This window comes from Candidatus Planktophila sp. (assembly GCF_040402315.1).
GTDB lineage: Bacteria > Actinomycetota > Actinomycetes > Nanopelagicales > Nanopelagicaceae > Planktophila.
This window is the reverse complement of the sequence record NZ_JBBAMU010000011.1, coordinates 1-21,021: the sequence shown is the minus strand read 5'-3', so window position 1 is coordinate 21,021 and position 21,021 is coordinate 1. Positions and strand designations below refer to the sequence as shown.

The following is a 21,021-nucleotide window of genomic DNA, read 5'->3' as shown; positions in this document are numbered from 1 at the left end:
TCCCCATCGCAGTAGATGTCAGATTGATATTCTGACCAGTTCGTCACCCGGAGCACCCCACCGCGGTGGAGGGTTGCCGTCTACTAAGCCGGGGCTAAGACGTAGAACTCGTGAACTAGAACAATATTAACTCGGAAGAAATCAAATGCAAAGTTGCGAGTATCTGCTCTTTGCAAACCCCTTGCAACTCCTTTGCGAGACGCTTATTTTCTAAAGGATAGATCTTTCTTCTTCATCTCTGAGATGAGTATCCGAATTGCATTGGGCCCAATGCCGTCTAAATCCTTGACTAAATCGAGCGAGATTTTTCGCAAGTCACTTAATTTGTAGAGTCCTTCATCAATCAGCGCTCTACGTGCTGGAGCTGCCAATCCGATTTCTCGCCATGGCCCATCGACTTCGGCATAGGCATCGAGATCTGCTTCACCGCGCACATTATCGTTCTGGCTTGTAGCCCGAGCCGCTTTTCTTGCAGCTGCAGCGCGCATGGCTTCGCCACGTAACTTTTTGATTTTTGCTGGTGATTGTTTAGCCATGGCTAATCCTGATGTATCTGATAGATCTGGTGCGGGAGGCGGGACTTGAACCCGCACGCCGAAGCACAAGTTCCTAAGACTTGCGTGTCTGCCATTTCACCACTCCCGCGTATCGCAATGATTTCTCATCGCGATATGGGAGAAGATTACGGGCAACTGGCCCTTGTCACCAAATAACGACGAGCCTAAGCGTGCAACCGGTAACCTTGCACAATGTCGCGCAGTGAAAATTCTTCAGCAGCCTCTCTCGCCGACCAACTTGCCCTCGATATCCAGGTGGTCATTGCCGCATCTTTTGCCCGAGGAGAAATCTCCGGCGAGGTTCCCGCAGTCATCACACTAGAGCGCCCAAAGAATCGCGATCACGGTGATTACGCCACATCAATAGCGCTGCAGTTAGCAAAGGCAGCGGGGAAGAATCCGCGTGAGATTGCCACAATTTTGCAAGCAGCAATCGCATCTATTACAGGAGTGGTCAAAGTTGATATCGCCGGACCTGGCTTTATTAATATCACTCTTGACCGCGCCAGCCAGGCTGAACTCGTTCGCACAATTCTTACCGCCGGCAACCAATATGGGCGCGGCTCTGCCCTGCAAGGTGTGAAAATTAACCTGGAATTTATTAGCGCCAACCCAACCGGGCCACTGCACCTTGGTCACACTCGATGGGCGGCAGTTGGTGATGCGCTGGGTCGAGTATTAAGTGCGGCCGGGGCAGATGTCACGCGCGAGTTTTATATCAATGACCGCGGACGGCAAATGGATTTGTTCGGGCAATCTGTGCAAGCAGCAGCCCAAGGTAATCCGATTCTGGAAGATGGATATCAGGGCCAATACATTGGAGATTTGGCGAAAGAAGTCGTTGCCGCCAATCCTGGAATAACTTCATCAGAAGAGTTTCGCGAAGCTGCCTATCAGGTGCAGCTGGCCCAACAACAGCAAGTCTTAGAAACTTTTCACACCTCATTTGATGTGTGGTTCTCAGAGCGTTCGTTACACGAATCTGGTGCGGTTGAACATGGTGTTGATAAATTGCGCTCGCAAGGACATGTCTTTGAAGTAGATGGCGCAGCGTGGCTGCGCACGACAGATTTTGGCGATGACAAAGATCGTGTAATTGTTAAGGCAGATGGTGAGCTCACATACTTTGCATCTGATACTGCTTATTACATCAATAAACGAGAACGCGGATTTGATATCTGTATCTATATGTTGGGCGCAGATCATCATGGATATATCCAACGCCTAAAAGCAACGGCTGCATGTGCCGGTGATAACCCCGAATACAACATTGATGTTCTTATTGGGCAGCTGGTGAAGATCATGGAAGGTGGGCAAGAGGTGAAGCTCTCTAAGCGGGCCGGCACCATCATTACACTCGAAGAACTTGTGGAAAAAGTAGGCGTGGATGCAGCTCGCTACACACTCATTCGTTATCCGGTAGATACCCCGATGGTCATGGATATCGATGTGCTGCGCCGCAATACCAATGAGAATCCTGTTTATTACGTGCAGTATGCACATGCGCGCATCGCTGGGGTACTGCGCAATACTGCTGAGCTTGGTATCAAATCTGACCTTGCCTCCTTTGATCCATCGCAACTCACACACGATCGCGAGAATGATTTACTGGGCGCTCTTTCAGATTTCCCACGAATCGTTGCTAGCGCCGCAGAATTCCGCGAGCCACATCGGGTTGCGCGTTATCTGGAAGAGTTAGCCGGTGTCTATCACGGCTTCTATGCTGATTGCCGCGTGCTTCCGCTGGGTAATGAGGCAATTGCACCTATTCATTCTGCGCGAGCAGCGCTCTGTGCTGCGACAATGCAGGTACTTGCTAATGGTCTTGATCTCCTAGGTGTATCCGCACCGGAAAGGATGTAAGTAATGAGTACGAACATGTGGTCACAGAACGCATCCCTATCTGGCGGAACACTGTCACTGGCTGGAATTTCAGCGGCGCAGTTAGCAAAAGAGTTTGGAACTCCGACATTCTTTCTCGATGAAGGTGCATATCGCGCCCGCGCACTTGCCTGGCATAACGGCCTGCAAAAAGAATTTGGCCCACACGCCGGAACTATCTACTACGCGGCGAAGTCCTTTATTTGTACTGCCGTTGCGCAATGGATTAGTGAAATCGGAATTGGTATCGATGTCTGCACTGGCGGGGAACTCGCAGTTGCCCTCGCTGGCGGAATCAATCCATCGAAGATCGAAGTACATGGCAACAATAAATCAGTTGCTGAAATCGAGCGTGCAGTCTCAGCTGGCGTCAAGATGATTGTGATGGATTCACTCTTTGAAATTGAGCGCGTGGCAGCGGCCGCTCGCAAGCACGGTGTGCGCCAGGGAGTCATGCTCAGACTCACACCTGGCATCGAAGCCCACACTCACGAAAAGATTTCTACCGCCCATGAAGATGTGAAGTTTGGTTTCTCGATTGCATCAGGGGCTGCCTGGCAGGCAGTGCAAGCGGTGATAGAACATCCGGAGCTAGAACTACGTGGCGTGCATTGCCATATCGGCTCACAGATATTTGGCGTAGAGGCACATGAGATTGCAACCGACCGACTTCTTGCCTTCCTGGGCAAGTATCGCGACACATATGGCACACAACTCCCCGAACTTGATTTAGGTGGGGGATTTGGAATTGCATATATTGATGGTGAAGTAACGGTTGAACCTGCTGACGTACTTCCAGCAATTGGCGCCGCGGTGCGAGCAGCATGTGCCAAGTACTCACTTGATATTCCCGTGATATCACTAGAACCTGGTCGAAATATTGTGGGACCAACAATGTTTACACTCTATGAAGTTGGCACTGTTAAAGATGTTGAACTTGATGGCGGCATAGTGCGTAAATATGTTTCGGTCGATGGCGGCATGAGTGATAATGCACGTCCTGGCTTATATGATGCCGAATACACCGCGGTTATTGCCCAACGTGTTTCAACTGCGCCACATGTATTAGCGCGACTCGTCGGAAAGCATTGCGAAACAGGCGACATCATTATTGACAATATTCAACTTCCGGCAGATATAGCTCCGGGAGATCTCATTGCTACCCCGGCGACGGGTGCTTATGGCCGCAGCATGGCAAGTAATTACAATCATGTCCCAAGGCCACCAGTTGTTGCGGTAAAAGATGGAAAAGCACGCGTAATTGTTCGTCGAGAAAATGAGGCAGATCTGCTTGCTCTCGATGTGAAAGAATAGGCAGATGAGTCCAGCAGATAAACCCGTTCGCGTCGGCATGCTCGGCTGCGGAGTTGTGGGCAGCCAAGTTGCACGTCTTTTACTTGAAGATACTGCCGAACTCTCGACTCGTGCTGGGGTAAAGATTGAACTTACTCGCATCGCCGTGCGCACACTTAAGCCATATCCAGGTTTAGATCCAGCGCTATTTACCACCGATCCATTTTCTATTGTCAATGATCCTGATATTGATCTTATTGTGGAAGTCATGGGCGGCATTGAGCCTGCGCGCGAACTTACAATGATTGCAATCGATAACCGCAAATCAATTGTGACAGCCAATAAAGCACTTCTTGCCAGCCATGGCGCAGACCTCTTTACTGCCGCCTATGCCAAGGGTGAAGATATTTACTACGAAGCTTCCGTTGCAGGTGCGATTCCAATTATTCGTCCACTGCGCGATTCCTTAGCTGGCGACTTTGTTATACGCCTGATGGGAATTGTTAACGGCACAACAAATTACATCCTGACAAAGATGCATGAAGATAACCGTGAATTTGCTGATGCGCTAAAAGAGGCGCAGGCACTTGGCTACGCCGAAGCAGATCCCACTGCAGATATCGAGGGATTCGATGCTGCTGCAAAGGCTGCGATTTTATCTGGACTTGCTTTCCACACTCGCGTCACTGTCGATGACGTGTATCGCGAGGGCATCTCACATATCACCCTGGAAGATGTCTCGATTGCAAAATCAATGGACCACGTCATTAAGTTACTTGCTATTGCAGAGCTCACACCGGCCGATGAAATTTCGGTACGTGTTCACCCGGTCATGATTGATAAGAGCCACCCACTTGCATCGGTGCGCGATGCCTTTAACGCAGTCTTTATTGAGGCGGAATCAGCTGGACCACTTATGTTCTATGGTCGCGGTGCAGGTGGGCAACCAACAGCATCAGCCGTCTTGGGAGATATCGTGGCTGTGTCACGCCATATTGCACTGAATTCAATTGGGCAACGCGAAACTGATTATGCAGATCGCAATATTGCGCCGATTGAAACAACTAAGACAAAGTTCCTCATTCGCTTGGAAGTTGCGGATAAGCCAGGTGTTCTCGCGGCAATCGCAAAGGTCTTTGCCGACCAAGGGGTATCGATCCAAACTGTTGATCAGAATGGCCGCAACGATGATGCCGAACTCATTGTCGTTACTCACAGAGCAACCGAAGGCGAACTCAAAGCAACTGTTGAAGCTCTGAAGAAGATGCCGATGGTTACAAAAATTTCTAGCGTGATTCGCGTAGAGGGAGCTATCTCCTAATGGGAATCTTTTCTAAGAAATCTGGCGCTCACCAGTGGCGCGGAGTGATTGAGGAATATCGTCATCGCCTGCCGGTTTCTTCCAAGACTCCAGTCATCACGCTTCGCGAAGGTGGAACACCACTTATCTATGCCGGCGTGCTCTCGGAAATGCTTGGCAATAACGTTTGGGTAAAGTTTGAAGGCGTTAATCCGACCGGTTCATTTAAAGATCGCGGAATGACCATGGCGATATCAAAAGCAGCTGAAGAGGGAGCGAAAGCTGTCATCTGTGCTTCTACTGGAAATACATCTGCCGCCGCCGCTGCCTACGCCGTCAAAGCCGGAATGGTTCCGGCAGTACTTATTCCGGAAGGCAAGATTGCACTGGGAAAGTTGGCGCAAGCTGTTGTGCACGGAGCAAAGTTATTACAAGTTGATGGCAACTTTGATGATTGCTTGGTCTTAGCGCGCGATCTTTCCGAGCACTATCCGGTATCACTAGTGAACTCCGTGAATCCCTATCGTATTGAAGGACAGAAGACTGCCGCCTTTGAAGTAGTAGATATGTTGGGAGATGCGCCAGATATTCATGCGATGCCCGTGGGTAATGCCGGAAATATCACTGCATATTGGAAGGGCTATAACGAATATCGCAATGACAAGATTTCATCGAGATTGCCACAGATGTGGGGATTCCAAGCTGCGGGTGCCGCGCCTCTTGTGACAGGTACACCCGTGGCTAAGCCAGAAACAATTGCCACAGCTATCAGAATTGGCAACCCTGCCTCATGGAATCAAGCAATCGCTGCCCGCGATGAATCTGGCGGGCTCATTGATTCGGTGACTGATGAAGAAATTCTTGCTGCCTATCACTTGTTAGCAGTGCGTGAAGGAATCTTCTGTGAGCCATCTTCGGCAGCTGGCATTGCTGGACTTATTAAGTATAAGAATGCAGGAAAACTGCCGAAAGATAAAACAATTGTTATTACCTGCACAGGTAATGGGCTTAAAGATATTCCATGGGCCCTTGAAGGCGCATCAGATCCGGTAGTAGTTCCGGTAAACGCTGATGCTGCCGCAAAAGCGCTCGGCTTGGTAAAGAAGTAACTCATGGTTAAACCAACATTTAAGGCGAATCCGATTCAGGTACAAGTTCCGGCAACTTCAGCCAACGTAGGTCCAGGATTTGATTCCATTGCTTTAGCCTTTGCTATGCACGATCGTTATGTCGCCCAAGTTCTTGATGAACCAGGCCTTGATATTGATGTCACTGGCGAAGGCGCCGCCGACGTTCTGCGCACAGATAAGAACCTACTTGTCAAAGCAATGTATAAAGGATTTGATTTCTTAGGTGGGAAACCAAAAGGAATTGCAGTTCGTGCACTGAATGTCATTCCTCATGGTCGTGGACTTGGCTCTTCCGCATCTGCGATTATCGGCGGACTTGTTTTAGCAAGAGCACTAGTGCTCACTGGCACAGATAAAATGAGCGATGAAGCATTGCTAAACCTTGCAACAGAGATGGAAGGCCATCCAGATAATGTGGCAGCAGCGCTCTTTGGTGGCGCAACTGTTGCGTGGAAAGAGCTTGTTCTTGGAAAAGAAGTAGCGCGCTCAATTCAGATCCCGGTAGATCCTCGCATCCGTGCCATGGCACTTATCCCGAGTAACGCTCTGGCAACGAAGAAAGCTCGCACACTATTGCCTACATCTATTCCATTTGCCGATGCCCAACGCAACAGCACCAACACAGCGCTACTCATGCACGCCCTGACTATTCGTCCAGATTTATTATTTTCGGCAACCGAAGATTTCTTACATCAGTCCTATCGAAGTGAAGCAATGCCAGCTTCATTTGCACTGATGACAAAGTTACGTGCTGCTGGAGTTGCAGCCTTTATCTCTGGTGCGGGTCCTACTGTCATGGCTTTGCATACCGGCAACCAGGAAGAGAGTGAACAGCTCAGCCGTGCTGGAGGCGCTAGATTTGAAGGTAAATCTCTGGAAATTGCTCCTCGTGGAGCCAGCCTGCTATAGTTTTACCATCAGTTCGACCCGGTAAGTAAGGGCAGAGTAAGAATTGATAAATCCAAGAAGCTAAAGAAATTAACCCTGGGTTTCACTTATATAGGTAAGCCCCAAACTGAAAAGAAATACATGACAACAACAGAACCAATTCGTTCCAGCAGTCCAGAGCTCTCAGCGATGACCCTTCCTAAGTTAAAGGAAGTTGCGTCTCAACTCGGTGTCGATAACGCTGCCAAGCTAAAAAAGGATGCACTCGTAACAGCAATTGCAGATCTGCAGGCGGCAAACCGCGAGGCAGCTAAGGCGGAACGGGAAGCTCGCCGGGAAGCGCGCAATGCAAAGAAGGGCAACCGCGAGAATAAGAATTCCGATAATTCGAATAATTTGAATAATTCAGATGATGATGACGATAATGACGATAATGACGATAATGACGAGGATTCACCAGATAACAGCGCACCGCAAGACCGTAATTCAGGTGAGCGCGAAGACCGTGGTGGCCGAAACCGTGGCCGCGATCGAAACCGTGGACGCGATCGCAATCGCGACCGTGGCAACCGGGAAGAGCGCGAACCAGTAGTTGGTGAAGATGATGTGCTAGTTCCAGTGGGCGGACTCGTCGACATTATGGATAACTACTCATTTATTCGCACTGGCGGATACCTGCCAGGGCCAAACGATGTCTATGTTTCACAAGGCCAAGTACGTAAGTACGGTCTTCGCAAAGGTGACGTTGTCACCGGACAGGTTCGCCAAGCTCGCGAAGGTGAAACTCGTCAGAAGTACAACCCACTAATCACTCTTGAAACAATCAATGGCGCACCATATGAAGAAGCTCGCAACCGAGTAGAATTCGGCAAGCTTGTTCCGCTCTACCCACAAGAGCGTCTTCGCCTTGAGACGGAGCCAAATATTCTTACAACTCGCGTTATTGACTTGATCGCTCCGATTGGAAAAGGTCAGCGCGGACTTATTGTTTCGCCTCCTAAAGCGGGTAAGACCATGGTCTTGCAGGCAATTGCCAACGCGATTACAACAAACAACCCTGAGTGTCATCTCATGGTTGTGCTCGTTGATGAACGCCCAGAAGAAGTTACCGATATGCAGCGCAGCGTGAAGGGTGAAGTAATTGCTTCAACTTTCGACCGCCCGGCTGATGATCACACCACAATTGCCGAGCTTGCAATCGAGCGCGCTAAGCGTCTGGTTGAAATGGGTCACGATGTTGTGGTTCTGCTTGACTCAATCACACGTCTTGGTCGCGCATATAACATCGCAGCCCCAGCATCAGGTCGAATTCTCTCCGGTGGTGTTGATTCCGCAGCGCTCTATCCACCAAAGAAGTTCTTCGGTGCAGCTCGTAATATTGAAGATGGTGGATCACTGACCATTCTTGCAACAGCTCTAGTTGATACCGGATCTCGTATGGATGAAGTGATCTTCGAAGAGTTCAAGGGAACCGGAAACATGGAACTCATCCTTGATCGCAGAATGGCCGATAAGCGCATCTTCCCGGCAGTCAACGTTGTTGCATCAGGTACACGTAAGGAAGAAATCCTGATGGGAACCGAAGAGCTCAACATTGTCTGGAAACTTCGTCGCGTTCTGCACGCACTAGAACCACAGGCAGCACTGGAACTCTTGCTCGAGAAGATGAAGGGCACAAAGTCCAACGTTGAATTCTTGATGCAGATCCAAAAGACAACATCAGGACCGGACGACAGTAAGTAAGCTCACTTTCCCGCGTGGATTTTGTGGATTACTGCTTTTACGAGAAGATTGACCCCTATTGCCACCCCATGGCAATGAACTGGTTCACCGTTAATCACGGACCCAGCCATAGAAAAGGAAATAAAGATGAAGAAAGATATTCACCCAGAATATAAAGAGACCCAAGTAACTTGTGGTTGCGGTGAGAAGTTTGTCACCCGCTCAACAGTTGCAAGTGGATCTATCTACGTTGAAGTTTGCTCAGTCTGCCACCCGTTCTACACAGGTAAGCAGCGCATCCTTGACACCGGTGGACGCGTCGCTAAGTTCGAAGAGCGTTTCGGTAAAAAAGCATCTAACTAGCTTTCCAAAGAGACCGCATCGCAGCCGAAAGGTTGCGGCGCGGTCTTTTTATTTATCCAATTAATTAGTCACAGATTACAAGTAACTATCGAAGAGAAAGGATGAGGTCATATGGCTAACGATCGTTTTGCATCAGCACATGAGATGGTGCGCGAATATCAAGAACTTGAAACAAAGATGGCCGACCCATCCATCCATGAAGATCAAGGTAACGCCCGTAAATTGGGTCGTCGCTATGCCCAACTTGGTCCAGTCGTTGCCGGATTTAATGCGTGGAAATCTGCCGCAGATGATTTAGAGGCAGCGAAAGAGATGGCCGAAGATGATGCATCTTTCGCCTCTGAAATTCCGGCGATGCAGGAAGTTGTTGAGGCAGCGGCGCAGAAGTTAGAAGAGTTGTTATTGCCACGCGATCCTAACGATGACCGCGATGTCATCATTGAAGTCAAAGCTGGTGCGGGTGGAGATGAATCTGCCCTCTTTGCTGGAGATTTAGTGCGTATGTATCAGCGCTATGCCGAAAAGCGTGGTTGGAAAATTGAAATTCTTGATATGAATGAATCAGAACTCGGTGGTTATAAAGATATTTCGATGGCGGTGAAATCAAAGGGAACACCTGAGCCAGGAACAACACCGTATGCACGACTTAAATTTGAAGGCGGCGTACATCGTGTGCAACGCGTGCCAGAGACTGAAAGCCAAGGGCGCATCCACACTTCGGCTGCCGGCGTACTTGTCTTGCCGGAAGCAGAAGAAGTTGATGTCGAGCTGAATATGAATGATGTCCGCGTTGATGTCTATCGCTCATCTGGTCCGGGCGGACAGTCGGTAAATACCACTGACTCTGCGGTGCGACTTACTCACGTCCCAACGGGCATTGTGGTTTCGTGTCAGAACGAGAAATCTCAACTCCAGAATAAAGAATCTGCCCTTCGCATCTTGCGTGCTCGCTTACTAGCTGATGCACAAGAGAAAGCCGAAGCGGCTGCGATGGCTGAACGCAAAAGCCAGGTGCGCACAGTCGATCGTTCCGAGCGAATTCGCACATATAACTACCCGGAAAATCGCCTGAGTGATCACCGCGTGAATTACAAAGCAAATAACTTAGATGCTGTTCTAAACGGTGAGCTTGATGAGGTTGTGCAAGCACTTCTCGATGCTGACAGAGCAGCAAAGCTCTCCGCTACTAACTAAAGATAAAACCGGGCGAAAACAATGGAACTTACCTTCAAAGAATTCTTACGAGGCGGTAAGGAACAGTTAGCTGCTGCAGGTTTTGCTGAGGTCGAGGCAGAACATCTACTTGCCCACACTCTTGGTTTAACTCGTATGGATTTACATAATCCACTCACAGTTGAAAACGCTCTTACTGCCATTGGTGATATCTCTATTGTGGAAGAGACTTTCTGGAAACTACTTGATCGCAGATGTGCCAACGAACCGCTGCAATATCTCACTGGTGTTGCTTACTTCAGACATCTAGAAATCAAGGTTGGCCCTGGCGTTCTAGTGCCACGGCCTGAGAGTGAGTTACTCGTCGAATCTGTTCTTACCCATATTGAGAAGTTAAGCGGCGCTGTCAGCGTTATTGATCTCGGTGCGGGTTCTGGCGCCCTTGCACTAGCAATTGCCACAGAAGCGCCCAATACTCATGTGATTGCAGTAGAGAAGAGCGCTGAAGCAATTTACTGGCTGAAAGAGAACGTCTCTTTTATTGATGAAAAAGTGCGCATAGTTGAATCAGATGTTTCGACCGCCCTCGATGGCGTCAAATGTGATGTCGTCATTGCAAATCCGCCATATATTGCTGACGGACAAGAGTTGCCAGCTGATGTGCGCGAGCACGAACCTGCAATCGCCCTCTTTGGTGGGGCAGATGGAATGAAAGCGCCAAAGCTTTTTATCGTAGCAAGTGCGCGGCTGCTTAAGCCTGGAGGATTCCTTGCAATTGAACACCATGAATCACAGGGTGATGAAATTGCTGCTGTACTGAATATAGATTTCGAAGATATTCTTCTGCATCAGGATTTAACTGGACGTCCGCGTTTTACCACCGCGGTGAGGAGATAACGATGGCTCCTCGGGTCGACCTTAAAAAAGGTGAAGCAAAGAACCATGTGGCAAAGGCTCTTAAATCTATTCGCGATGGTTACGCCATCGTGGTGCCAGCCGAGCATGGCTACATTTATCTAGCGGATGCCTTCTCTCATTTTGCAGTGCGTGCGATGCATGTCTTGCGTGGTGATGAGCTAGGAATATCCGCCCAAGTTCTCTGTTATTCAGCCCAGACGGTGCAAGGAATTACGCGGGATGTGCCGGGTGATGCGCAGAAATTGATGGATGAATTCTGGCCGGGCTTACTCTCACTTAATCTGGCACCTAACCGGGGATTGAATTGGGATCTTGGTGATGACAACTCACTTGATCAGATCAGTATTAGAGTTCCTAAATCACGTTTGCTGCGCGCTTTGCTTAAAGAGTCAGGTCCACTTGCCGCAGCCAGTGCATCACCGGCCGGTGAAGCGCCGATGCTCGCAATTGATCGCAGTTCAATCAAGGGCTGGGATGTTGCGACCGTATTTGATAACGGGGTGCTTAAATCAGGCCAGCCCACAACTGTGATTGAACAGCGAAATGATGGACTTCACATCCTGCGCGAAGGCGCTATTTCGGCTGCCCAAGTGAGAAAAATCGCTCCCAGCGTTTCTGGATAGTCACTATCTGGCAAGAACTATTAGGCTGACCCCATGTCCGAATCTTTCTATGGCCCAGATTTCACGCTTCTTTCCAAGCAAGACCCAGATATTGCTGCGGTATTGCTCTCTGAACTCAAGCGTCAACAGACCAATCTGCAACTGATTGCATCTGAGAACTTCACATCACGCGCAATACTTGCTGCCCTCGGTTCAACGCTGTCAAATAAATATGCTGAAGGTTATCCAGGCAAGCGTTACTACGGCGGCTGTGAAGAAGTTGATAAGGCTGAGATTATTGCTATCGAGCGTGCACAATCTCTCTTTGGTGCAGAGCATGCAAATGTGCAGCCACATTCAGGTGCCAGTGCGAATATCGCTATCTATCAAGCATTTACAAAGCCGGGAGATACCATCCTGGCAATGTCACTTCCACATGGTGGACACCTGACCCACGGCTCCAAAGTTAACTTTTCCGGTAAATGGTTCAACGCCGTCTCATACGGTGTGCGTCAAGATAACGAGTTGATTGATTACGACGAGCTACGCGACTTAGCTATTGCTAATAAGCCGAAGATGATCTGTTCGGGAGCAACGGCCTATCCATCCTTAATCGACTTCGAGAAGGTACGCGCGATTTGCGATGAAGTCGGGGCGATTATGTGGGTAGATGCTGCTCACTTCATTGGACTCGTTGCCGGTAAGGCAATTCCCTCACCTGTTCCTTATGCAGATGTTGTTTCATTTACTACTCACAAAGTATTGCGCGGCCCACGTGGTGGAATGATTTTGTCCAAGGCAGAGCACGCAGCAGCAATTGATAAGGCGGTCTTTCCTGGCATGCAGGGTGGTCCGATCATGTCGGCAGTTGCAGGCAAAGCGATCGCACTTGCAGAGTGTGCAACTCCGGCATATCAAAAGTATGCAAAGGATGTCATTGTCAACGCACAGTCATTGGCCAAAGCCCTTGAGGCAGAAGGCATGCGTGCGGTTTCTGGTGGAACCCAGACCCACTTGGCGCTCATGGATATTAGATCAACCGGGGTTAATGGAAAAGTTGCCGACGAGCGCTGCGGCGCAGCCGGCATTGTTCTTAATAAGAACTCAATTCCTTATGACCCAGAAGCACCATCTGTTACATCAGGTATTCGCGTGGGAACACCAGCAACCACAACGCAAGGAATGGGCACAGGGGAGATGAAGACGATTGCATCTCTGATTGCTCGAGCCATTAAGACAGATGATGCATCAGCACATACTGCGATTAAATCTGAAGTCCACGCTCTTACCGCACGTTTTCCTATCTACGAGGCGTAAGTAACCCTCTGCAATGCGTGAGTACTTAGTAACTCTGCTCCTAGCTGCAGCGTTGTGCTATGTAATCACTCCATTTGTGCGCACCTTGGCGATTAAGGTCGGCGCCGTTGCTCATATTCGAACTCGCGATATTCACACAACACCAACTCCTCGCTGGGGTGGCCTTGCGATGTGGATAGCCATGGCACTCACCTTTGCCATGGTCAATCATTTATCACTTGTTGGAAAATCTTTCGGTCGTGAAACAGTTGGAATATTTCTGGCCGCCACGCTATTGGTTGCCATTGGGTTAGTTGATGATCGCTTTGAACTCGATGCGCTGACAAAATTAGCGGGCCAAGCGTTAGCGGCAGGAATATTGCTCCTCTTCGGTATTCAAGTTTTGTGGTTACCAATTAATGGCGTCATCACCTTGCCACCTAGCATTGGTCAATTAGTGACTGTCTTGATAGTCCTGGTAACAATTAACGCGGTGAACTTTATTGATGGGCTAGATGGTTTGGCAGCCGGCATCGTGGCAATTTCAGGGGCCGCCTTCTTTGCCTTCGCCTACCTGCTCGCCGTTATTTATGGCTTTAATCGCGCGGGTGCACCATCTCTGATTACCGCAGTCATTATTGGTGTGTGTATTGGTTTTCTGCCACATAATGCTCATCCGGCCAAGATCTTTATGGGCGATTCAGGATCGATGTTCCTTGGGTTATTGCTAGCAGCTTCGGCAATCACCTTAACCGGACAGATTGATCCCAATGCAATTTCTGCTGAGAAGCTAGGCCCCACACTGCTTCCACTCGCTCTTCCCTTTGCAGTCCTTGCTATTCCACTTATTGATCTATTTTCGGCCATCATCCGCAGATTACGTGCGGGTCAATCTCCCTTTAGCTCCGATAAAGAGCATATACATCACCGATTGTTGCGTGCTGGAAATTCACATTTGCGTACTGCGCTGATTATGTATGTGTGGACCGCAACTATTGCACTTCCTGTTGTAGTTTCAGCATTTGAACCGCTCTGGGTATCAGCACTCGTTGCTGGCATCATGTTGGCCTCGGCAATTTACTTCACAAAAAGTGGAGGTAGGAAATATGAGCAAGCAAAAAAGTAATGAAGCGCAGCTACTGCGAGGCGCTCTTGTTCCAACGCTGATTGTTGGTCTGATTGCAATTGCGATTTTCTCTTTTACTCAAGGACTTTCCGGATTTTACGGAGCACTCCTTGCACAAGCAGTCGTGCTGATTTATTTCTTAGTGCATATCTTTGTTTCCAAGATTTCCCGCAATCTTGATCCCATGAGCACCATGGCACTTGCTATGTTCTCCTACTTTGCTAAGTTCTTGTTGCTCGGAGCTTTTTTATGGGCGCTGACTACCTACACTGATCGTTCCAGTATCGACCGAACCAGCTTTGGCGTCACTGCCATCGCCCTGACCTTCGCCTGGCTAGGTGGAGAAATCGCGAGTTATTTGAAGTTGAAAACTCATCTACCATTACCCCATGACCAACGAACCAGCTAACCGCCGAGACGAGAACGCTCTCTGGTCAATCTTCGGCTATCTCATATCAGGGCTACTTTTCTGGGGGGGAGCTGGCTGGGCGGCAGACCATTTTCTTGAGACCACTTATCTGACCCTCGTGGGTCTTCTGGTGGGAGCCGGGGGGGCGCTCTACCTCATCTGGCTGCGATTTGGCCGCGAGTAGGTGAGGCGCACCATATAAATCCCCAGGGTCTGGATTTCACAGGGAGCCGGTTTTGCCCATAAGGTAAGCCTGCTTTACCGCTTGTCTCGTAAATGATTTACAACCCTTTTAGAGTTCCAAGGAGTGTGTGTGCGCGCGTTTGTTAACTTATACGCAGCTGGTGATGGATTCGTCCCACCAAGCACTAACGACTTCAACCTTCCTCCACTTACTGAATCAATTCCTTGGCTGACTAAGCCGGTTTTTCTTGTCTTTCTCTCCGTAATTCTTGTTTCAGTTTTCTTCATTCTCTCTGCCCGCAAAGCGGCAGTAGTTCCTTCAAAGCTGCAATTTGCTGGCGAAAGCATCTATGCCTTTGTGCGCAATGATCTTGCTCGCGATGTTATCGGCCATGAATTTATGCGCTTTGTGCCATACCTATTCACACTCTTTACCTTTGTTTTAACTAACAACATCTTTGGAATTGTTCCATTCTTGCAATTCCCAGCAATGTCTCACGTTGCCTTCCCATACGTGCTTGCAATCTTCTCATTCGGAGTCTTTCACTACGTTGGTATTCGCAAAAAGGGACTGGGTGCATACCTGAAAGAGATTGCCTTTATGCCAGGTGTTCCTAAGCCGGTTTACATCTTGCTGACACCGATTGAAATTGCCACATTCTTCCTCGTGCGTCCATTGACGCTCTCACTTCGTCTCTTTGCAAATATGTTCGCGGGCCACTTGCTCTTGCTCGTATTCATTATGGGCGGTGATTACATGATGCAGGATTCACATCTGATCATGAAGTTATTTAGCCCATTCTCATTTGCATTTGGTATTGCCCTTACCTTCTTCGAATTTATGGTGCAATGCCTGCAGGCATATATCTTCACCCTGCTTACAGCTCTCTACATCGCCGGCGCCCTTGCTGACGAGCACTAAACGCACCACCTAATGAATAACCAAACGAAAGGTAAGAAAAAATGACAGGCACACTCAACCTGGTCGGTTTTGGCCTATCAGCAATTGGTCCAGCAATTGCAACAGGAATGATCTTCGCTGCTTATATCAACGGCGTAGCTCGTCAGCCAGAAGCACGTAGCGTTCTCCAGCCAATCGCGTTCCTTGGATTCGCCCTTGCTGAAGCACTCGCACTCTTCGGTCTCGTACTCGCATTCGTTCTCTAATAACTAAGAAGGATTAGGGAAACTAATGCGCTCAATTAATTTGCTTGCCGAGGGAGAACCACTCAACCCATTAATTCCGCACACCGCTGAATTAATCGTTGGTGCAATTGCCTTCACCCTGCTATTCCTCGTTCTTCGTAAGGCGGTAGTGCCAAAGTTTGAAAAGGCATTTACTGACCGCACCGAAGCAATTCAAGGCGGCTTAGAGCGAGCCGAAAAAGCGCAGGAAGAAGCACAGCGCGCGCTCGTTCAATACAACGAACAACTTTCATCTGCTCAAGGTGAAGCATCACGACTTCGGGAAGAGGCGCGAGTTCAAGGCGCAGCGATTATCGAAGAGCTTCGCACAAAGGCGCAAGAGGAAGCAGCTCGCATCACAGCAGCAGCACATGCATCTATTGAGGCAGAACGTCAGCAAGCAGTGACATCACTTCGTAATGAAGTGGGCGCACTTGCAGTCGAGCTCGCATCAAAGATTGTCGGGGAAGCGCTAGATGACCAGGCCCGTCAATCACGGATCGTGGATCGCTTTATCGAAGACCTTGAGAAGAGTAAGTAAAGAAAAATGAGAATTCACCTCGGAGGAAGTAGCCGTCAATCACTCGTGGTTGCACGCGGCGCACTCGATGCTGCCGTAAAAGGTGCAAGCGCTGCCACTTCATCTGAGCTCTCTTCTCAACTTTTCTTTGCCGCCGACGTTCTGGCTAAATACACTTCAATTCGCCGTGCCTTTGCCGACCCTGCTCGCGATGCTGCCTCAAAGGGCGCACTTGTGAAAGATCTCTTTGCCAAGACACTCTCAGCGCCAGCGCTAGAAATACTCACAGATGTATCAACACTTCGTTGGTCAGCTGCAGGAGACCTAGTGCATGCACTTGAGCAGCTGGCGATTGAAGCCGAAGCTTCAGCTGCAAATGTAAGCAATGAACTCGATCGCGTAGAAGATGAGCTCTTTGAGACATCTGAACTCGTGGTCGATAACTTCGAGCTGCGCAAGGCGCTGGTAGGTGCTGGAACAGTGCAAGCAAAGTCAGCTCTTGTCACTGAAATACTTGGCAAGAAAGCATCAGCATCAACTGTGAAGTTAGCAGTTGCGCTGGTATCAAGTCTTCGCGGTCGCAGTATTGAAGCAGCATTTGCTGACTATCTCTTTGGCCTGGCAAATCGACGCAATCGTTTGATTGCAGTGATTCGCGTAGCAACACAGATAACAGAGGAACAGAAGAAACGCCTGGCAACGGCGATTGAAAAGCAGGTTGGGCAACCAATCCGCGTCAACATTGAGGTGGAGCCATCAATTCTTGGTGGAGTCTCAGTGAAATTTGCAGATGAACTTGTAGATGGAAGCGTTTCACATCGACTTGCAAGTGCCGGACGTGCACTTGCTGGAAATAAATAGGAATAAAGGGGAAACTCATGGCAGAGCTCAAGATCCAACCGAATGAAATTCGGGATGCCTTAGCGAACTTCGTTAAGTCATACGATCCAGGCACCGCGGCTCGTGACGAAGTCGGAACAGTAAGCCAGGCAGGCGATGGAATCGCCCGCGTTGAAGGTCTTCCTTCAACAATGGCTAACGAACTACTTCAGTTCGAGAACGGAACGTTAGGTCTGGCACTTAACCTCGACGTGCGCGAAATCGGCGTTGTTATCTTGGGCGATTACGCAGGCATTGAAGAAGGAACCTCTGTACGTCGTACAGGTGAAGTTCTCTCTGTTCCTGTCGGTGATGGATTCCTCGGTCGCGTTGTTGACCCACTCGGCCGTCCAATCGATGGCAAAGGTGAGATCACTCCTGATGCCCGTCGTGCCCTAGAACTTCAGGCACCATCTGTTGTACAGCGCCAACCTGTTAAAGAGCCAATGGCCACAGGTATTAAGGCAATCGATGCGATGACAGCAATCGGTCGTGGACAGCGTCAGCTCATCATTGGTGACCGCCAGACCGGAAAGACTGCAGTTGCAATCGACACAATTATTAACCAGCGCGAAAACTGGCTGACTGGCGATAAGAAGAAGCAGGTTAAATGCATCTACGTCGCTATCGGTCAGAAGGGTTCAACGATTGCATCCGTTAAGGGCGCACTCGAAGAAGCTGGCGCGATGGAATACACAACAATCGTTGCGTCCCCCGCATCAGACCCAGCAGGCTTTAAGTACCTCGCGCCATATACAGGTTCTGCAATTGGTCAGCACTGGATGTATAAAGGCGAGCACGTTCTGATTGTTTTTGATGATCTTTCCAAGCAAGCTGAGGCTTATCGTTCAGTCTCACTTCTCCTTCGTCGCCCACCAGGCCGCGAAGCTTACCCAGGCGATGTTTTCTACTTACACTCACGTTTGCTAGAACGTTGCGCAAAGCTTTCCGATGAACTCGGTGGCGGTTCCATGACTGGTCTGCCAATCATTGAAACTAAGGGAAATGACGTTTCCGCGTTTATTCCGACAAACGTAATTTCTATTACTGACGGACAGTGCTTCCTTGAAACAGATCTCTTTAACGCAGGTGTACGCCCAGCGATTAACGTAGGTATCTCTGTTTCTCGCGTGGGTGGTTCAGCTCAGACTAAGGCGATGAAGAAGATCGCTGGTCGTCTGCGTCTTGACCTCGCTCAGTTCCGTGAGCTCGAAGCATTCGCTGCTTTTGGTTCAGATCTCGATGCGGCATCAAAGGCTCAGCTTGAGCGCGGTGCACGTATGGTGGAACTACTTAAGCAGGGTCAGTACTCACCTTATTCACTCGAGCGCCAGATTGTGTCAATCTGGGCCGGAACTTCCGGTGCGCTAGATGATGTTGCTGTTGCTGATATCCGTCGCTTTGAAGGCGAACTACTGGACTTCATTGGCCGCGAACGTAAAGATATCTTTACCGTGATCTCTGAGACTAAGCAGCTCGAAGATGACACTGTGGCCAAGATGGTTTCTGCAGTTGCTGATTTCAAGAAGCAATTTAAGTCATCAGTGGCTCCAGCACTGAATGAAGCTGCGGCAAAGGCGCTTGAGGGCGAAGCTGCAGAAGCAATCACAAAGCACGTCCCACCGGCGGTGAAGAAGTAACTCATGGGTGCTCAACTTCGCATATATCGCAGGCGGATGCGTTCCGTTAAAGCGACCAAAAAGATTACGAAAGCTATGGAGTTAATCTCTGCTTCTCGTATCGTTAAGGCGCAGCAACGTGTAACAGCATCGACTCCGTATGCAAATGAACTCACACGTGCGGTATCTGCAGTTGCATCATTTTCTTCCACAAATCATCCATTGACGACAGCACACGAAAATCCACGACGAGCAGCGATTTTAATTATCTCTGCCGACCGTGGAATGGCTGGTGCTTATTCAACGAATGCGATTAAGGAAGGCGAAAAACTGGCAGCCCTGCTTCGTGAGCGTGGTCTGCAAGTCTCTAACTTCCTCGTCGGTCGCAAGGCTGTGAACTACTACAAGTTCCGTAATCGCGAAATGGCTGGAACGTGGACCGGATTTTCTGATAACCCAACCTATGAAAATGCACGTGAAGTAGCGGACGCGCTGCTTGATGCTTTTCTTGCAGACTCGACTGATACAAATCTTGGGGTGGATGAAATTCACATCATCTTTACCCAGTTCAGATCTATGTTGACCCAGGAAGCAACTGCCAAGCGCATGATTCCATTGGAAGTTGTTGAGTCATCAGAGGCAGTCCCAACAGGATTGCTTCCAATGTATGAATTTGAACCCAATGCCGGAGAAGTTCTTAACGCACTTCTTCCGCGCTATATCCAAGCCCGTATCTTTAACGCGATGTTGCAATCGGCAGCCTCTGAACATGCTGCTCGTCGTCGCGCTATGAAATCAGCAACTGACAATGCTGAGGATCTCATCAAGTCACTTACCCGACTTGCGAACGCTGCCCGTCAAGCAGAAATTACCCAAGAAATCAGTGAAATCGTCGGCGGCGCAGATGCGTTGGCCTCAGCTAGTGCAGGGAGCGAATAATGTCAGCAACAGGTAAAGGCCGCGTAGCCCGAGTTATTGGACCGGTGGTGGATATTGAATTCCCCGCAGATTCGATGCCTTCGATCTTTAACGCGCTTCACGTAGAGACCACCATGAGTGGCACTACTCGTACCTTGACCCTCGAAGTAGCGCAGCACATTGGAGATAACCTCGTGCGCGCTATCTCAATGCAACCAACGGATGGAATGGTGCGCGGTGCTGAAGTAACAGACACTGGTTCTGCAATCTCTGTTCCAGTTGGCGATGTCACAAAGGGCCACGTATTTAATACGCTCGGAGAATCACTTGACGTTCCAACGTCCTCACTTGATATCAAGGAGCGTTGGTCAATCCACCGTAACGCACCAGCATTTGATCAGCTCGAGTCAAAGACTGAGATGTTTGAAACAGGTATCAAAGTTATTGACCTTCTCACACCTTATGTAAAGGGTGGAAAGATCGGCCTCTTCGGTGGCGCTGGTGTGGGTAAGACTGTTCTTATCCAGGAAATGATTTATCGCGTAGCGGAAAACTTCGGTGGTGTATCAGTATTCGCCGGTGTTGGTGAGCGTACTCGTGAAGGTAACGACTTGTTCCTAGAAATGACTGAGACTGGCGTTATCAATAAGACAGCCTTGGTCTTCGGTCAGATGGATGAGCCACCTGGCACGCGTCTACGTGTTGCACTCTCTGCTCTTACTATGGCTGAGTACTTCCGCGATGTGCAGAAGCAGGACGTGCTGCTCTTCATCGATAACATCTTCCGCTTTACGCAGGCAGGTTCGGAAGTATCAACACTTCTTGGCCGTATGCCATCTGCAGTGGGCTATCAGCCAACTTTGGCCGATGAAATGGGTCAGCTTCAGGAGCGTATTACTTCAACACGTGGTCACTCAATTACATCAATGCAGGCAATTTACGTTCCTGCAGATGACATTACTGACCCAGCTCCACACACAACATTCGCGCACTTAGATGCAACTACAGTGTTGTCTCGTCCGATTTCAGAGCTTGGTATCTACCCAGCTGTGGATCCAC

At 49.3% G+C, this 21,021-nt stretch carries 22 protein-coding genes, 1 tRNA gene and 1 riboswitch; of the genes, 21 read left to right on the top strand and 2 right to left on the bottom strand.

Translation table 11 applies throughout. The features are described 5' to 3' along the window. Positions 1-6: 6 nt before the first annotated feature. A riboswitch (SAM riboswitch) is annotated at positions 7-116 on the bottom strand. An 87-nt stretch (positions 117-203) separates the two neighbouring features. Both AC9UEP_RS03275 and AC9UEP_RS03270 read right to left on the bottom strand, forming a co-directional pair. Next, entirely contained in the window at positions 204-536 is a 333-nt protein-coding gene (locus AC9UEP_RS03275; RefSeq protein ID WP_509543964.1) for a helix-hairpin-helix domain-containing protein, read from the bottom strand. Positions 537-563: 27 nt separating this feature from the next. Further along, a tRNA-Leu gene (locus AC9UEP_RS03270) sits at positions 564-645 on the bottom strand. Positions 646-749: 104 nt separating this feature from the next. On the opposite strand from AC9UEP_RS03270, the gene argS reads away from it, so the two are divergent. The 21 genes from argS to atpD all read left to right on the top strand — a co-directional run. Continuing rightward, positions 750-2,420 (top strand): arginine--tRNA ligase, encoded by a 1,671-nt coding sequence (gene argS / locus AC9UEP_RS03265; protein ID WP_509543962.1) that lies wholly within the window; start codon positions 750-752, stop codon positions 2,418-2,420. A gap of 3 nt (positions 2,421-2,423) precedes the next feature. Further along, positions 2,424-3,752, top strand: coding sequence for a diaminopimelate decarboxylase (gene lysA, locus AC9UEP_RS03260; protein WP_509543960.1), 1,329 nt, complete (start codon positions 2,424-2,426; stop codon positions 3,750-3,752). A gap of 4 nt (positions 3,753-3,756) precedes the next feature. After that, positions 3,757-5,052: a homoserine dehydrogenase gene (locus AC9UEP_RS03255; RefSeq protein ID WP_509543958.1), complete on the top strand. Its 1,296-nt coding sequence runs from the start codon at positions 3,757-3,759 to the stop codon at positions 5,050-5,052. Further along, complete coding sequence (gene thrC, locus AC9UEP_RS03250; protein ID WP_509543957.1) at positions 5,052-6,140, top strand: threonine synthase; 1,089 nt, start codon at positions 5,052-5,054, stop codon at positions 6,138-6,140. The genes AC9UEP_RS03255 and thrC overlap by 1 nt, the downstream gene beginning before the upstream one ends. Before the next feature lie 3 nt (positions 6,141-6,143). After that, positions 6,144-7,070, top strand: a complete 927-nt coding sequence (gene thrB, locus AC9UEP_RS03245) for a homoserine kinase (protein WP_509543955.1) — start codon at positions 6,144-6,146, stop codon at positions 7,068-7,070. A gap of 120 nt (positions 7,071-7,190) precedes the next feature. Continuing rightward, on the top strand, positions 7,191-8,792 hold the full coding sequence (gene rho, locus AC9UEP_RS03240) for a transcription termination factor Rho (RefSeq protein ID WP_509543953.1): 1,602 nt from the start codon (positions 7,191-7,193) through the stop codon (positions 8,790-8,792). Positions 8,793-8,918: 126 nt separating this feature from the next. Further along, positions 8,919-9,134 carry a 50S ribosomal protein L31 gene (gene rpmE, locus AC9UEP_RS03235; RefSeq protein WP_509543951.1) on the top strand — a complete coding sequence of 72 codons (216 nt, stop codon included), beginning with the start codon at positions 8,919-8,921 and terminating at the stop codon, positions 9,132-9,134. A 111-nt stretch (positions 9,135-9,245) separates the two neighbouring features. Continuing rightward, positions 9,246-10,328 (top strand): peptide chain release factor 1, encoded by a 1,083-nt coding sequence (prfA, locus tag AC9UEP_RS03230; RefSeq protein ID WP_422688622.1) that lies wholly within the window; start codon positions 9,246-9,248, stop codon positions 10,326-10,328. A 21-nt stretch (positions 10,329-10,349) separates the two neighbouring features. Further along, a complete protein-coding gene (gene prmC / locus AC9UEP_RS03225) occupies positions 10,350-11,204 on the top strand; it encodes a peptide chain release factor N(5)-glutamine methyltransferase (protein WP_509543949.1) in 855 nt (284 codons plus the stop codon). A gap of 2 nt (positions 11,205-11,206) precedes the next feature. Beyond that, positions 11,207-11,848, top strand: a complete 642-nt coding sequence (locus tag AC9UEP_RS03220; protein ID WP_509543947.1) for an L-threonylcarbamoyladenylate synthase — start codon at positions 11,207-11,209, stop codon at positions 11,846-11,848. A gap of 33 nt (positions 11,849-11,881) precedes the next feature. Then, positions 11,882-13,144 (top strand): serine hydroxymethyltransferase, encoded by a 1,263-nt coding sequence (glyA, locus tag AC9UEP_RS03215; protein WP_509543945.1) that lies wholly within the window; start codon positions 11,882-11,884, stop codon positions 13,142-13,144. 13 nt (positions 13,145-13,157) lie between these two features. Further along, on the top strand, positions 13,158-14,249 hold the full coding sequence (locus AC9UEP_RS03210; protein ID WP_509543943.1) for an MraY family glycosyltransferase: 1,092 nt from the start codon (positions 13,158-13,160) through the stop codon (positions 14,247-14,249). Beyond that, a complete protein-coding gene (locus AC9UEP_RS03205; RefSeq protein WP_509543941.1) occupies positions 14,230-14,658 on the top strand; it encodes a Cg1360 family ATP-synthase-associated protein in 429 nt (142 codons plus the stop codon). Before AC9UEP_RS03210 ends, AC9UEP_RS03205 begins: the two co-directional genes overlap by 20 nt. Next, on the top strand, positions 14,639-14,842 hold the full coding sequence (locus AC9UEP_RS03200; RefSeq protein WP_095684378.1) for a hypothetical protein: 204 nt from the start codon (positions 14,639-14,641) through the stop codon (positions 14,840-14,842). Before AC9UEP_RS03205 ends, AC9UEP_RS03200 begins: the two co-directional genes overlap by 20 nt. Positions 14,843-14,971: 129 nt before the next feature. Continuing rightward, on the top strand, positions 14,972-15,763 hold the full coding sequence (gene atpB / locus AC9UEP_RS03195) for a F0F1 ATP synthase subunit A (protein WP_509543939.1): 792 nt from the start codon (positions 14,972-14,974) through the stop codon (positions 15,761-15,763). Positions 15,764-15,804: 41 nt separating this feature from the next. After that, positions 15,805-16,008 carry an ATP synthase F0 subunit C gene (gene atpE / locus AC9UEP_RS03190; RefSeq protein WP_017954667.1) on the top strand — a complete coding sequence of 68 codons (204 nt, stop codon included), beginning with the start codon at positions 15,805-15,807 and terminating at the stop codon, positions 16,006-16,008. A gap of 25 nt (positions 16,009-16,033) precedes the next feature. After that, complete coding sequence (locus tag AC9UEP_RS03185; RefSeq protein WP_509543937.1) at positions 16,034-16,567, top strand: F0F1 ATP synthase subunit B; 534 nt, start codon at positions 16,034-16,036, stop codon at positions 16,565-16,567. 6 nt (positions 16,568-16,573) lie between these two features. After that, positions 16,574-17,407: a F0F1 ATP synthase subunit delta gene (locus AC9UEP_RS03180; RefSeq protein WP_509543935.1), complete on the top strand. Its 834-nt coding sequence runs from the start codon at positions 16,574-16,576 to the stop codon at positions 17,405-17,407. Between the two features lie 17 nt (positions 17,408-17,424). Then, a complete protein-coding gene (gene atpA, locus AC9UEP_RS03175) occupies positions 17,425-19,065 on the top strand; it encodes a F0F1 ATP synthase subunit alpha (protein ID WP_095696763.1) in 1,641 nt (546 codons plus the stop codon). A gap of 3 nt (positions 19,066-19,068) precedes the next feature. Next, positions 19,069-19,983 (top strand): F0F1 ATP synthase subunit gamma, encoded by a 915-nt coding sequence (locus tag AC9UEP_RS03170; protein ID WP_509543933.1) that lies wholly within the window; start codon positions 19,069-19,071, stop codon positions 19,981-19,983. Next, positions 19,983-21,021: F0F1 ATP synthase subunit beta (atpD, locus tag AC9UEP_RS03165; protein WP_509543931.1), on the top strand; the 1,039-nt coding region annotated here is incomplete at its 3' end. The genes AC9UEP_RS03170 and atpD, both read left to right, overlap by 1 nt.